Origin of the sequence: Pyrodictium delaneyi (assembly GCF_001412615.1) — an archaeon.
Classification (GTDB): Archaea; Thermoproteota; Thermoprotei_A; order Sulfolobales; family Pyrodictiaceae; genus Pyrodictium; species Pyrodictium delaneyi.
This window is the reverse complement of record NZ_CP013011.1, coordinates 702569-715890: the sequence shown is the minus strand read 5'-3', so window position 1 is coordinate 715890 and position 13322 is coordinate 702569. Positions and strand designations below refer to the sequence as shown.

Genomic DNA, 13322 nt, shown 5'->3' with positions numbered 1-13322 from the left:
ATGGCCCTCGGGAGAAGTGTCTTGGAGGTGCTAGTGCGACGTCTTCCTCCACCACCGATACCGGAGATGCCCGGGGCTCTCGAGTACCTTCAGCACGTCGACAGGCTAGCCAGGAGCCAGGGATACAACGCGCTCGAAGCTGCCCGTCTCGCCAGGCTCCTAGCCCAGCTGGTGGGCCCAGGCCGCGGCCGCGACCCCAGGGCGCTAGCGGCAGCCACGATATTCTGGATAGATACTGTCGAGGCTGCCCGGCAGCGGCGGGAGAGGATGAAGCCTGAGGAGGCTTGGAGCCTAGCAGGGTCCTCGAGGGCTAGCTTCTACCGAGCCGTAAGGCTTGTGGCGGAGAGGCTAGGCATACCCCACCGCGAGCTCCTACGCGGCGGCTACGCCTACAAGCTGTTGGGCGTCCACGCTGGCAGGGTCAAGGCGTACGCCTCCATAGTCGTGGCCCTCGATGGCTATACGCCGCTCTGCCGCGGCATAGAGACGTGCTACGTCGGCGACACGTGGCGTGGCGAGGTGGCTGCTCTCCTTCTCCCGGCACGCTCTAACGAGTGGAGGGCTGGGAGCGTGGGCGAGCACTACATATCCGCACGGGTCAAGATAAACGTGCACGCGCTCCTCAGCAGCATGAGGAGAGTCTTCGGGGATAGAGAGTTCTCTACAGACGACTTCGCAGAGCTAATGGCTCTGACGCCGAACTCTGCTGGCAAGCTGCTAGGGAAGCTAGCAGACATGGGCTACGTAGCGCGGGTGGCGGAGGGCCGGTGGCGGCTCCTGGGAGACACTCCATGAAGCGGGTGTTACGGGAGAAACACATCGGAGACCGATGAACGACTTGATTCTTCTACACGGCCCCCTTTAACCCCCACGCATCTACGCCCCTCCATGCCTCTCCATGCATTACTCTCCTCAGCCATGGCCCCGTGGCTGCTCTTTCTCCCGGTCTCGCCCCGGCTAGCAGAGCCTCCACGTCATGGCAGTCTCCCTTGCCAGCTTGTAGGGCGGAGAGAACGGGGTGGGGCTATGGGGCGCTCGAAGCTGCGCGGGGTAAGCTACGTGGTAGCCGCGATAGCCCTGACGATTGTCAGCATCGTAGCGGCCTACGGCATCTATAGCTGGGCTCAGGGCCAAGTATCCTCGATGACGCACGGCAGCCTTGATGTAACGGTTAAGCCGATAACGCTGGACGACGAGACACACCTGGTCATAGCGCTGCGTAACAGCGGTGGCTCGGCGATAAAGGTCCTACAGGTCTACATCGACGGCACGAGGAACATAACGAGCGACCTAGGGCTCCCGAAGAGCCTCGGCCCCGGCGACGAGCACAAGAAAACCATAGACCTCGACGAGCTGCTGCCCGGCGGCAAGCACGTCATAAAGGTGGTCTACGAGGAAGGCGGAAAGACCAAGGAGGATGAATTCTCATTCCAGGTCTAGCCCTCCTTTTTCATCTCCAATCCACGCCGTGGAGGTGCATAGCCGTGAGGCGTGTGGAGCTATGCGCGGTAGCCGCTCTCGTGCTGCTCGTGGGGCAGTTCCCTTTGGTGGCCTACGCGGAGACAGCTACAGTGGTTAAGCCGCCAGAGCTGAACATAACGCCGGATGCTCCGCCGGAGGTCAAGGGCTTCTTCAGCCGCTTCCTAGGATTCATCATTTTCATAGCATGGATGCTGTTCCTCGGCGGGCTGATATGGACGGGGATACAGTTCTACCAGGGCGACAAGGAGGCTCCGCAGAAGCTGCGGAACGTGCTGATAGGCGGCTTCATAATAACTTTCGCGCTGACGATAGCCTACTTCCTCTTCGGGTGAGAATAGTGGTCGACGTGGTAGCCGAGCCCGAGCGGGGTTTTCTTGACGAGCCTCTCGTCTACTTCGGCTCCTTTGCTCTCACCCTCCGCCGCCTAGCCTACCTAGCTGTAATCATAGCCCTGGCCCTCGTGGACGCACTCAAGATGCCCTCGGAGCCTAGGGTCTATCTGCCCGGCCTCGAGCTCGAGGCCGGAGTCTTCAAGCTCCTGGGGCTCCTACCCCTCCTCCCCTTCGTGTACTTCTTTCTCGTAGACAGGCCTGTGCGTCCAGAGGCGGTGCTGCTCTACACACTCCTGGGCCAGAAGACGCAGAAGGCTGGCAGGAAGAGGAGGGGGCGGAGCGGGGAGGAGCAAGCCGGGGCAGAGGAGCGGGAGGAGCCCCGGGTGGTCGAGAAGCGTGTCACGCTTAGGATGCGCGAGACCGGCTACGCGGCTATGACTCTTAGCGGCTCTGCTGAGCGGGAGACTGTGCTCCGCATAGTTGTAGACGGTGTCGAGGTGCGCAGGCTCCGGGTCGCCGGGCAGTGGTCCTCGAGGGTGGAGTTCGAGGAGCCCGGCGAGCACACGGTAGAGGTGTATAGCGCCGAGCCCCCGGCCCTCCTAGCGAGGTATCGCGTCCTCGTGGAGCGCTAGTCTCCCCGCCCCGGCTAGAGGGCGGGGAGGCCGGTTGTGGTACCATATCATACCCGAGCCATTCGCCGCCCTAGGCGAGCGGGAGAGAGCTAAGCTCCTAGCCCGGTGGATGTCCCTGCTAAACGCCAGCCCGTGGCTCCTTGTATCGTTCTTCCTCCTAGAGGAGGAGGCGTGGGGCTTCAGGTTCTACCGGTTCAGCCTCTTCGCGAAGAGCCCCGTAGACCCCTCTAGCTTCGGGTTCCAGGCAGAGCCCGCTGAGCCTCCACCGAGGCCGAGGCCTAGGGGGCGGACTATAGCGCGTGGAGAGGTACCAGTCTATAGCGAGGATGAGGAGGGGAAAGCGAAGACCCGTACTGTCTCTATGCCTGCTGTTATCCTCGAGGACGGTTCGCTGGCGAGGAGCTACGTGGTAACAGGGCTGCCAGCGTTCCTGCCTGAAGCCGTGGTAGGAGAGTTCTACGGTATTGCGTCAGAGGTCCACTTGTTCTTTAACCGTATTGAGCCTCGGGAGGCCAGCAAGAAGCTGCCAGGCCTCATAAGGCGGCTCGAGGCACTCCTTGCGAATGATCCCTCGAACGCCGAGCTGCAGAGGAGGATAGCAAAGCTACGGGCATTAGAGCAGCTGCAGGCTGAGGCTGCGGCCCTCTTCCGGTTCTCTGCGATACTAGTTGTCCGTGCCAGGAGTGAACACGAGCTAGTCGAGAAATGCTATGACCTTGAGAGCCTGGCGGCCTCTAGGAGGATAGAGCTCTACGCCCCCGGGAGCCTACAAGCACCCCTCTACGAGCTACGCAGGTCATTCACGCTGTTGTCGAGGCACTGGCTCGTGCCACGCTTCGTGACGGACACGTTCAGCTTGGCAGCTTTCTACCCCTTTGTTAGCGAGGAGCTAGTTCATCCGGACGGTGTCTTACTAGGTAGGAACGTTGACACTGGCACGCCGGTTATTGTGAACCCGTTCGCCTACGATAACTACAACTGGGTCATTATAGGGCAGAGCGGCAAAGGCAAGAGCATGCTCACCAAGGTCTACCTCTCTCGGCTAAGGGAGCGCTACCCGTACCCGCCCTACATAGTGGACCCCGAGGGGGAGTATGCGAGGATCGTAGACCGCCTAGCACCCGGCGCCGCTGTAGTCAGGCTACATGGGAAGGGCGCGGGGCTGGACCCGGTCCGGCTCGCCCAGAGCGAGCTAATCACCACCAAGCAGGCTGTAGCGATTCTCCGTGACGTCTACGGTATACCCCGGGAGCTGGAGGGCGAGCTTACCAGGCTAGTGCGCTCCTCTACTAGCATCTTCGAGGTGTACGACAAGGCCTCGCAGAAGCTGAAGAACTACATGGAGAACGTGGTTGGCGCCGACGCGTGGATATACGAGGGCGAGCCGCCCCGGGGGCTGCGGCACGGCGCGGTATTCGACCTAAGCGGGATACAGGACAAGGATACAAAGGCCCTGGTGGCGAGCCTGGTTTCGTCGCTTCTCTCGGCGCTTCTAGGCAGGCGGAGCATCCTAGTGGTGGACGAGGGATGGCTCTTCATGCAGTACGAGAGCCTGGCGTCGCTTATGGCTGACATTGCTAGGCGTGGCAGGAAGCGCGGGATACACTTCGTGTTCATCAGCCAGAAGCCCGGGGACGTCCTCGAGAACCCCCATGGGAAGACTGTGGTGACGCAGGCCCAGGTGCAGATACTGCTAGGGCTCGACGCGGCAGCCCTCGACGAGCTTGTCAAGGTTATACCGCTGAGCGAGAACGAGCAGAGCTTCCTCCTAGACGCTCCAAGAGGCTACGCGCTCCTCCGCGCCGGCGGCTACAGGCTAAGAGTAGAGGTAATGATAAGCAAGGACGAGCTCGAAGCCTTCTCTACAACACCGTTCAGCGAGAAACCAGCGCACACCGCCCCCGAGCCAGCAGGCCTCGAGGAGGTAGAGGTCTAGGATGGACTCCTCGAGGCTAGCCCTCTACGCCGGCGCTGCCCTCGTGGTAGCCTTCCTCGCTGCGGTGGTCCACGCCCGGCCGGGCGATGCCGGTACGGCCCTCGACCCGTGGCTCGAGGACAGCATGTACCGCTGCATGAACGCCACCGCCTACTACCACGTCTCGAACACCTTGGCTGACACTAGTCCGCCACCGTGGAGCCCCCGCTGGGGCCCCAGCCCCCCGGCCTTGCTGACGTGCACCTGCAGCCTCCGCGGCGACCTAGAGCTGCTCGGCAGCAACTGCCCCGCAGCTATCACGCTTAATGAGAGCGAGGGCGTGGCGTGCAGCGCTGTGTGGCACGCCGGCGAGGCGGCGAGCCTGAGAGGGCACGTCCTGGGCTACGGCTGCAGGTGCAGCTACATTGCGTGGCAGCGCTACACCACGAGCATCTGCACCAGGACCAAGACGGAGACAAAGACGATAACGACCACGACCACGGTGACCACCACGATAGGCAACACAACAACCACTACGGTAGTCAACACCACGACGACTACTACTAAGAAAAAGTGCGCCGGCTATGAGACGCTCACCAAGACAAGGACCAAGACGACCACCATCACGCTTGCGGACGCCGCGACCGTGACCATCATCCCCCGTGTGCTCAACAAGACCTACCTGCCCGTGGACGTCTACTGCGAGTGGCCTAGCCCGGGGCTCCCGGGCAACTGCACCCTGAGAGTATGGAACATAGCCACAGGCCTGGAGGAGCATGGCGAGGAGCTCCTGGAGCCCCTCATGGGCCAGCTCCTGGTCTACATGCCCCGCGTCGAGGTGTGGAGGGGCTGGCAGCTGCTCACAGCGTGGAGCGCGGACAACTACACCTGGCCGCCTAGCCTCGACAAGCCGGCACTGGAGCTACCATTCCTCCTGGCGCCTCCCACGCCGCCCTCGAGGAGTATCGAGCTACGAGTAATAATCGAGGCCACGGTGGATGATGCTACCAGCGGGAAGGCCTACAGGGAGAGGCTAGAGTACAATGTTAGTATAGTATACCCGTACGGTTGGCTCCTGGTCCGGGACGATGAGTGCCGCATAATCCACTGGGAGCCGGCGGAGGAGCCCACGGTGGTAGAGCGGGTAGAGGACCACCGTGCGCCGACGTGGAGCCGGAGCGGCGACACACTGGTCTTCGAGGATCCCGGGGAGTGCGGTAGCCTGGCGAGGATAGTCATAGAGAGGGGCGGCGGGGTCTACAGGGAGCTAGAGCCCCGGGGCAGGGTCTACAGGCTCGACGCCGCCTCGCTGCCCCCAGGAAACTACACCGTCATAGCTGTAGACCAAGCAGGCAACAGCATCGAGGTAAGGCTCCACGTAGAGCCCGCGAGGCAGGGCCGGTGGCTGGCGCCGGCACTAGTGCTGCTAGTGGCGCTGGCGGGGCTGGGCACAATGACGGGCCGCAAGTGGGTACGGGTATAGCCGGCGTCCACGCCTAACACGTTTAACACGTTTCACGCAAAGTATAACACATAGTACACGCATATACTACTCCTTGAGCTAGAGTGTGGTACCGAGCCCACATGCCTGAACAATATTCAGCGATGTAGAGCCATGAGGCAATGTATGCATTTCTAGAGGCAGTCTGGCTGCACAACGTTTTTACGATTGAATGGGTCCAGCGTAGGTGCATGGGGGTCAATCCGTGCCCGAGAAGTGTGTGGAGTGGGAGGTTGTCCGGGCCGCGTCGTGCTCGTCGGTGGCTGCGCCGCCACCCCGAGGCCATGGAGTACTATGAGAGAGCCAAGTAGGTCGTCGCAGCCGACCCTTATGCGGGGGAGCCGCTGCACGGCCGCTGCCGCGGGCTGTGGAAGCTACGCGTGGGGAGGATAAGGCTCGCCTACAGGGTGCTCCCCGAGAAGTGCATGGTGGTCGTGGAGGCTGTGGGCTACCGGGAGAACGTGTACGAGGAGCTTGGCTGCTAGCAAAGCAGCTCCTCGGCGGCCTTGCTCAGCTTCTTCTCGTCGCACAGCCTGTCGAGGAGCGCGTTATCCTCCTCCCGGATATAGAGGTCCGGTACGCCCCGGGGGTCGGGCATAACGTAGACCCTCACCCCGAAGCGCCGCAGCTCCCCAGCCACCCGCTCCAGAACCTCCATGGGCACCGTGTCCCCCACTGTGCTCTTCGTCGCCTCTGCGCGGCTCATAGCCTGTAGCCCCCTGGTGTAGTATGGGCCCAGAATACATGTAATATATGTATGCAGGGCTTCCATCGCCGTGCTCCACCCGTGCGTGACTGCCGCGTAGACATTACAGCCATTGATAATCTCTCCATCGGGGTTATCAATGGTAGTCATGTGTATACAGTGGACACGCGTTCTATCTCTACAGTATCGGGCCGGGAGCCATAGACTCTACATTACCTCAATGAATCACTGATAGGCTTGAGTGATTCACGGCGGCAGTGTAGCTGTGTGCATCGCGTGCTGGGTGGCCGCTGCTTCCCCGGGCGTCTCCCGGGCCGGGGCTAGAGGGTGGAGCACCCAGGGGCTGGGAGCAGTGGGAGACGCCTACGGCTGGGTCGCCGCCGCGGGTATGTGGACCTCGGTGTTCCTCTTCGTGGCCGCTGCCATCAAGTTCATGGCCAATAACCCGGAGGAGGCGAAGAGGCTCTTAGTAGCAGGCCTCGTGGCACTGTTCATAGCCGCGGCTGGGCCGGCGACGCTGAAGTGGCTCACCAAGGACCTGAAGGTACAGGCCGCCACGGCGAGCCTCGTGGTTGCTGTGCCACCTCCTAGCAGGGTAGCTGAGGAGTTCCCTGTCGAGGCTTGGTTTGTCCACACATGGCTGACCAATACCAGTGTATGCGTCGGGGTCCGGTGGGGTGACGGAAGCGAGAGCACGGCTACGCTGGCGCCCGGCGGGAGCCTGAAGCTCGTGCACAACTACGCGCTCGGCACGGCTATGGAGAGGAGCTTCAATGTGGAGATGTACGCGTGGACTGGGGACTGTGGGAGCATCCCGGCGGGAGCCAGGCTCCTCGCCTCGATGACGCTGACGGTGGAGAAGCTGGGCTACCGTGTGGCGAACCTCTTCATCGAGGCGGGCGACGCGCTGGAGAGGCAGGACGCCGGCGGCTTCATCGCTAACAGCATCAAGGAGGTGCTGGCTAGGCTGCTGAAGGTCATGGGGCCCGTGTTCGGCGGCGCGGTAGAGGCGACCGCGAAGGTCATGGAGGTGTCGGGGTTCAGCCCCGGGGAGGCCTTCTACTGGCTGCTAGCGCTCCCAACGCCCGACATGCCGGGCATGGAGCAGCTCTGGGCCAGGGCCTCGGTGTGGATGCCCCTCCTCTGGCCCCTAGCCGCGATAGCCGGGGCGCTCTGGAGGGTCTGGCGGGACCCCAAGGGGCTGGACCTCTACGAGTACGCTAGCGACATGGTGCTCAGCCTGATAGTCGCCGTGGCGGGGCTGGCCCTCTACGCGCCGCTGGCGAAGCTATACAACGCGCTTGCGCTGAGCATAGCCAACATCAGCCAGGCTAACGTGGCGTACAGCTTCCTGCTGGGCCACGTGCTGCTCGGGGTCGCGCTGGGCTGGAACGCCGGCGCCGCCGCCGTCGCGTGGACAGCGCTCATAGCGATAATAGCCGTGGTGGTGATAGGCGTTCTCAAGTGGCTCGCAGCAGGCGCGATAATAGGCCTCGCCCCCGTCTGGGCGGCCGCGTGGCTCTTCCCGCCGCTACGCGGCATGGCCCGGAGCGCCGCCCTCCTGCTAGAGAAGATAGCAGTCCTCGGCCTCGTGGCCGCCGGCATGCTCTTCCTAGCCAGCCAGGGCCTACTCTACGCGGGCCGCGAGATAGTCAACATAGCCGTGGCCTACGCGCTCCCCATAGCCATAACCCTCGGAGGCCACATCATACTCAACCAGCTAGGCCTAGGCGGGCTCCCCGGCCTCGGAGCACTCAGGGCAATCCGCGCAGCCAGAGCCGCCCCCGCGGCAGCCGCCGGGGCGGCAGCAGGAGCAGCCACAGGAGCCATAGCGGCAGCCCCGGTAGCAGCCACAACACTCCCCGCCGCCGGCGCCGCAGCAGCACCAGCAGCGGCAGCCTACAGGCACACCGAGGCGGCAAGACAGCTAGCAACGACACAGGGCATGGCACTCCAGCTGAGAAAGAAATGGCTGCAACCGAAGCCCATAACACCAGCCCCAGCAAGAGCAGCAGAAACCGTCGAGGAGGCCAGACCGGCCATAGAGGAGCACAGGCTAAGACACCCCAGGGCCGCGGCGGTAGCCGCAAAGGCCGCCGAGATAGGCGTCAAGGCGGCCTCGCTCCTAGAGAACAGGGCGAGGGGCTTCGCGAGAGAGTTCATAGGCATCGCCGAAAAAGAGCTGGGCATACGCATCCCAGAGCGCTTCAAGCCACGCGTCCTAGACAAATACGATATAGAGACACGAGCCTACAGGGCAGCACGCATAGGCGAAAAAGCGGGAGAAATAACAGCTGAGGTTGGGATAAGAACTGGCAGGTTCGTTAAGTCGAAGAGTGTAGAGCTTGCAAGAAGTGCTAGGGAGAGGATGAAGGCGCTATCAAGGCACCTTACTAGTACAAGGCTCGGCAGGAAAATGTGGGCTAGTAGAGGAGGCCACGTTCCTTCAACATAGCAGTGGAGCGATAGAGCATGGAGTAGAAGCCTGTAAGGAACTCCTTATCGTTTTTCTCTAGCTTTTCCCTTACCCACTCGTCCTCTTCCGCTATCTCGGCAACGAGCTTCGCAATTATATCATTCAATGGCCGAGAGCCGTCAGCCTCAGCCATTATATTGAACGTGATTATATCCACAAGGAATATTCTTCCATCATCCATGAAGATAGCCGCCCCGTAGGGGTACCCGTTAATCTCTATAGGCTTTTTAAGCGGGCGCCCCTCAACCGCAGCAGGATTTCTCCTGGGTTTCCATATCTCGGCATTTAGTGTGACCCAGCCCGTTATGTAGTCGCCAGGCCCCCACGAGTCGTCGGCAAAGTGAGGCAGCGGCTCTGCTCTCTTTAGTTGCTCCTCGGTAAGCTCTATGGCTATGTCGTCGTCTGTAGCCTGAGGCTCCTCCTTTCTCCTCCTTAGGCCTAGGAGTGGCATGGTTTAGCCCTTCTCTAGTAGCTGTTGTAGCTCACGTAAATGTTGTTCTATCTTTGGGACAAACATACGCTGCCTGGGGCCGCCGTAGAATAGTGCTTGAGCGATGAGGCTTAGCGTTGCCGCTATCTTCTTCATGGCTTGCTCTAGCCTGTCTCTATCCCCGGCCTCTTTCTCGGGCAGTATGACTATGACTGGGATTGTCTCCCCGTGGAGCTTCTTGAGCTCTTCCTGTTGCTCGGCTGGGGGGTAGAGGCAGACCCTGTCACCCGAGTACTTCACAACCCGCGCGTGGAGCACGACTACACCCAAGCCTGGCACCCACACTATCTCTGGCTGGCAGAAGCTTATAAAGACTGCCAGAAAGCCTATAGGGTGTTACCTGTGGCCCCGTAATTCCCGGGGGCTGGGCCGGGGTTGGGCTGGGGCGGCCCGGAGCCGGTGAGGCGCCGGCATAGCGTGAGTGTGCTCCTATACCACTACGTCTGGGTGCCGAAGTACCGGCGGTGTATCCTCTCGAAGCCTGTGGAGAGGATGCTGGGTAGGCTGCTCCGTGAGGCGGCTGAGAGGGCTGGGTGCAGGCTAGTAGAGTGGGCCGCCCCCATAGACCATGTGCATGTCCTTGTGCAGTGCCCTCCTCGGCCCAGCCCCTCCCGCGTAGCCAACGTGTTGAAGGGCTATACGGGCTACATGCTGCTCAGGGCGCTGCCCTGGCTGGAGAGCGGGGCTTCACGCGGCAGCCTGTGGGCGCCAGGCTACTACGTGGCAAGCGTCGGCCACGACGCCGCCATAGTGGGGCGCTACATAGCGGGGCAGAAGAGGTGCTGCTAGAGTGCCGTGGGGGAGGCGGGCAAACGGCGTCATTAGGACAGTGGTGCTCCGCCTGGAGCCCGGGCCGGAGGAAGAGGAGAAGCTAAGGCTAGTATGCGAGCTAGCGTCGAAGCTCTGGAACGAGCTCAACTACCGCCGTAGACGCCTCTTCTTCGAGGGAAAGCTGACCCAGCAAAAACTCTACGAAACCTACAAGGAGTTCTACTACATGTACAACAGGCTCTTGGGCAGCGCCACCACACAGGCAATTATAGCTAAGAACGATACCGCGTGGAGAAGCTTCTTCCGGCTCCTAGCATTGAAGAAGAAGGGGAGGCTGCCACCACACATAGCGAAGGCCAGCCCGCCGGGCTACCGTAAGAGGAGCCGGCGGCGTAGGAGGCTATGGCTGGCCCTCAGGCAGGACCAGTACCGCGTAGACACGGAGAGAGGTATTGTCGAGATAAGGCGCCTAGGCGTTGCCGGCGTGGTGCGTGTCAGGTACCGCGGGTTAATCCATGTCCGGGGCAGGCAAAGGGGCGCCGAGATATGGTACGACCACGATAGGAGGCGCTGGTACATAGCGATATCGTACACTGTGGAGGAGAAGCTGATACATGGAAGGGGCTGGGTCCGCGTACCCATGAAGCCCCGCGGGAGCCTGGAGGCGGGGGTAGACCTTGGAGTAGACAACCTCTTGGCGGTCTACGTTGAGAACGGCGAAGGCTTCCTCGTGAATGGGCGTCCCCTGAAGGCTGAGAGCTTCTACTGGCAGCGCCGCATAGCCAGGTACAAGAGTGTTCTCGACAGAGCCGATGGCGCGGGGAGTACGAGCCGCAGGCTACGCCTAATGTACCGCCGGTGGAGGGCTAGGATAAGAGCCTACATAGACGCTGCCGTGAGACGTGCAATGGAGGAGCTCTACAGCCGCGGCGTCGCGAGGATATACGTGGGCTACCCGAGGGGCATAGCCCGGCGTGGGGACGGCAACGGGAAGCTGAACTTTGAGCGGGTCCATGTCTGGACCTACGGGCTCCTCCTCCGCCGCCTAAAGGAGGTAGCATGGGAGTACGGGATAGAGGTTGTGGAGGTAGACGAGGCATACACTAGCCAGCGCTGCCCCCTATGCGGCGCCGTACACCCCCGTGCACGTGTGCACAGAGGCCTCTACATCTGCCCCCACCGCAGGCTAGCAATGAACGCCGACATGGCTGCAGCCTACAACATACTAGCCAAGGGCACAAAGCGAACCATAACCCCGAGCCCCGAGGCCCTCACACACCCCCACCGCCTCGGGGTAGGGGTAACACCCCCAAGACCGGGGGCGAGGGGCGGGGCCTATCCCCGCCCCTCAAACCAATGAACCGCCCCAAGGGGAACCCTCGCCCCTAAAGGGGCGGGGAGGAGGTCAGGCCTGAGTAGAGCCCCAACAGCTCTTTTTCATCATTCTCCTCCAATGCTCTCCTTATGACTTCATCAACTCTAGCTATATCAGCTGCTATTTTTGCCAATATCTCGTTTAATGTCCTCGTGCCGTCAGCTAAGGCCATTATATCGTAAGTTATATTATCCGCAAGGAATACACGGCCATCATCCATTATAATGAGGCCCGCGTAGGGTGCACCGTCAATCTCTATAGGCTTGGGTAGTGGTCTCCCTTCGATAGCCGCTGGGTTTCTCCGGGGCTTCCATTTTTCGGCATTCAGTGCGACCCAGCCCACAAGAGCATCATCAACAGTCCAATCCGGCTTGAAGATGTTGGGTAGTGGCTTTGCTCTTTTCAGCAGTTCTTGTAGCTCGTCGTTTTCCTTGTCTTTTTGCCTCTTTAGGCCTAGGAGGGGCATGGCGGGGCGCCTCCTCAAGGTTTATTCGCTGGTCTGTTCTATATGTTGTGTTCGGGGTTCCCGGCCCCGCCGGAGGGGCTCTGGGGCGGAGCGGTCTGCGTCGAGCGGTCTCGTCACGGTTCTGCGTGGCGCGTGCTCTTCCTTCCGCCCCTCCTTCACGGCCCCTCCGGCGGGGCTCTCGGGCCCCTCTTCCTCCCCGGCTGTTCTGCCTGTGTGCTCCTCTAGGAGCCTGTGGAGTAGGAGCTCTATCTTGCGGAGCCTGGGCTCTATGTCGCTGCAGAGCCGGGCCCGGTCTGCTAGGACTAGTATGGTCTCGCTGTGCGTGGCTGTGCCGAGCTCCTCGCGGAGCCTGTTCAGAAGCTCGTATGCCTGGTCGCTGACGCTTATTTTACGGACCACAGCCGCTACCCCCAGGTAGCATATACTACCCTGCGGTAGCATATAAGGGTTACCCGGGGTAGCATGTAGGGTAGTGCGGTAGGCCTATATGACACATCCATGCCTCTCTGGGAGCGGGGTGTGGGGGTGCCGCGGGGGCCTGGGCGGCTGTACAGGATGGTTGCTATGGAGGTTGCTGGCGCGGCGTGGAGGGCGTCGATTAGGTCTAAGGCCCGGGTAGAGGCTGTCAGGGTGCCTAGCCTCAAGGAGGTACACGTGGTCGTCGATGGGCGCTGGGCTGTCTCGGTCAAGGTGGTGGAGAGGGCGTGGAGGGTTCCGCCGCGGCTCCTAGCCCGCTACGCCGCTATGCTGCTGAGGCATTCGAGGGACTACGGTAGGAGGGCCCGGCTCCTCCTCGTGGTGCCGCGGCTAACGAGCGGCGCGCTGCGGCTCGCGCTCCGGAAGCGCTGGTTCCGCGTCCTCCCCCTCAGCAGCGTCGGCGTCCGCGGGCTCGCCTGGTGGCTCCTAGCGCTCCTAGAGGAGCTCGCCGCGGGCATCCCCTCCCGGAGCAGGGCGCTACACGCCCTCCTGGAGGAGCTGAGGAGGAGCCGGAGAGACACAGCCGGAGCTACGCTGCGGAACCGAATGGAATAGTTTCGGTCGCCAATTCCGAGAGCTATGCCCTTATAGGCGGGGATGCTACGCGCGTTAAAATCGAGTAGTTTCGCCGGGGCCCCGGCGAGGCGGTGGGCTAACCGGTTCCGCCCTGCGTGTATCTCTGCCTGTGGGCGCGGGGGG

At 61.8% G+C, this 13322-nt stretch carries 15 protein-coding genes; 10 read left to right on the top strand and 5 right to left on the bottom strand.

The window, feature by feature from the left end:
• Positions 1–21 precede the first annotated feature (21 nt).
• The 6 genes from Pyrde_RS03725 to Pyrde_RS03700 all read left to right on the top strand — a co-directional run bounded on the left by Pyrde_RS03725 (position 22) and on the right by Pyrde_RS03700 (position 5844).
• Positions 22–795, top strand: coding sequence for a hypothetical protein (locus Pyrde_RS03725; RefSeq protein WP_156328001.1), 774 nt, complete (start codon positions 22–24; stop codon positions 793–795).
• A 231-nt stretch (positions 796–1026) separates the two neighbouring features.
• Entirely contained in the window at positions 1027–1440 is a 414-nt protein-coding gene (locus Pyrde_RS03720; protein WP_156328000.1) for a hypothetical protein, read from the top strand.
• Between the two features lie 44 nt (positions 1441–1484).
• A complete protein-coding gene (locus Pyrde_RS03715) occupies positions 1485–1814 on the top strand; it encodes a hypothetical protein (protein ID WP_055408317.1) in 330 nt (109 codons plus the stop codon).
• A 5-nt stretch (positions 1815–1819) separates the two neighbouring features.
• Positions 1820–2446: a hypothetical protein gene (locus Pyrde_RS03710; RefSeq protein ID WP_156327999.1), complete on the top strand. Its 627-nt coding sequence runs from the start codon at positions 1820–1822 to the stop codon at positions 2444–2446.
• A gap of 34 nt (positions 2447–2480) precedes the next feature.
• Positions 2481–4382, top strand: a complete 1902-nt coding sequence (locus tag Pyrde_RS03705; protein ID WP_055408313.1) for a VirB4 family type IV secretion system protein — start codon at positions 2481–2483, stop codon at positions 4380–4382.
• Position 4383: 1 nt separating this feature from the next.
• Positions 4384–5844 (top strand): hypothetical protein, encoded by a 1461-nt coding sequence (locus tag Pyrde_RS03700; protein ID WP_055408311.1) that lies wholly within the window; start codon positions 4384–4386, stop codon positions 5842–5844.
• A gap of 499 nt (positions 5845–6343) precedes the next feature.
• On the opposite strand, the gene Pyrde_RS03695 is transcribed toward Pyrde_RS03700, so the two are convergent.
• A complete protein-coding gene (locus Pyrde_RS03695) occupies positions 6344–6634 on the bottom strand; it encodes a hypothetical protein (protein WP_156327997.1) in 291 nt (96 codons plus the stop codon).
• A gap of 286 nt (positions 6635–6920) precedes the next feature.
• Between Pyrde_RS03695 and Pyrde_RS03690 the strand changes: the two genes are divergently transcribed.
• Complete coding sequence (locus tag Pyrde_RS03690) at positions 6921–9023, top strand: hypothetical protein (RefSeq protein WP_055408307.1); 2103 nt, start codon at positions 6921–6923, stop codon at positions 9021–9023.
• Here the strand turns inward: Pyrde_RS03690 and Pyrde_RS03685 are convergent.
• Together Pyrde_RS03685 and Pyrde_RS03680 are read right to left on the bottom strand one after the other, a co-directional pair.
• Positions 8992–9495 carry a hypothetical protein gene (locus Pyrde_RS03685; RefSeq protein ID WP_055408304.1) on the bottom strand — a complete coding sequence of 168 codons (504 nt, stop codon included), beginning with the start codon at positions 9493–9495 and terminating at the stop codon, positions 8992–8994. The genes Pyrde_RS03690 and Pyrde_RS03685 overlap by 32 nt on opposite strands.
• A gap of 3 nt (positions 9496–9498) precedes the next feature.
• Positions 9499–9804, bottom strand: a complete 306-nt coding sequence (locus Pyrde_RS03680) for a hypothetical protein (protein WP_055408302.1) — start codon at positions 9802–9804, stop codon at positions 9499–9501.
• Between the two features lie 129 nt (positions 9805–9933).
• Here Pyrde_RS03680 and tnpA point away from each other — a divergent pair, with 129 nt between their 5' ends.
• A complete protein-coding gene (gene tnpA, locus Pyrde_RS03675; protein WP_197272732.1) occupies positions 9934–10323 on the top strand; it encodes an IS200/IS605 family transposase in 390 nt (129 codons plus the stop codon).
• 1 nt (position 10324) lies between these two features.
• Complete coding sequence (locus Pyrde_RS03670; protein WP_055408300.1) at positions 10325–11665, top strand: RNA-guided endonuclease InsQ/TnpB family protein; 1341 nt, start codon at positions 10325–10327, stop codon at positions 11663–11665.
• Between the two features lie 25 nt (positions 11666–11690).
• Here Pyrde_RS03670 and Pyrde_RS03665 read toward each other — a convergent pair whose 3' ends face one another.
• Both Pyrde_RS03665 and Pyrde_RS03660 read right to left on the bottom strand, forming a co-directional pair.
• A complete protein-coding gene (locus Pyrde_RS03665) occupies positions 11691–12146 on the bottom strand; it encodes a hypothetical protein (protein ID WP_156327996.1) in 456 nt (151 codons plus the stop codon).
• 21 nt (positions 12147–12167) lie between these two features.
• Positions 12168–12545, bottom strand: a complete 378-nt coding sequence (locus Pyrde_RS03660) for a hypothetical protein (protein ID WP_231656787.1) — start codon at positions 12543–12545, stop codon at positions 12168–12170.
• Between the two features lie 126 nt (positions 12546–12671).
• On the opposite strand from Pyrde_RS03660, the gene Pyrde_RS03655 reads away from it, so the two are divergent.
• The gene (locus tag Pyrde_RS03655) at positions 12672–13178 is read left to right on the top strand and encodes a hypothetical protein (protein ID WP_156327995.1); all 507 of its coding nucleotides are present in this window, start codon (positions 12672–12674) and stop codon (positions 13176–13178) included.
• Positions 13179–13322 lie beyond the last annotated feature (144 nt).

Coding starts and splice junctions, on each gene's coding strand:
- Pyrde_RS03720 (WP_156328000.1), top strand. CDS start 1,027: ATGGGGCGCTCGAAGCTGCGCGGGGTAAGCTACGTGGTAGCCGCGATA.
- Pyrde_RS03700 (WP_055408311.1), top strand. CDS start 4,384: ATGGACTCCTCGAGGCTAGCCCTCTACGCCGGCGCTGCCCTCGTGGTA.
- Pyrde_RS03695 (WP_156327997.1), bottom strand. CDS start 6,634: ATGGAAGCCCTGCATACATATATTACATGTATTCTGGGCCCATACTAC.
- Pyrde_RS03685 (WP_055408304.1), bottom strand. CDS start 9,495: ATGCCACTCCTAGGCCTAAGGAGGAGAAAGGAGGAGCCTCAGGCTACA.
- Pyrde_RS03665 (WP_156327996.1), bottom strand. CDS start 12,146: ATGCCCCTCCTAGGCCTAAAGAGGCAAAAAGACAAGGAAAACGACGAG.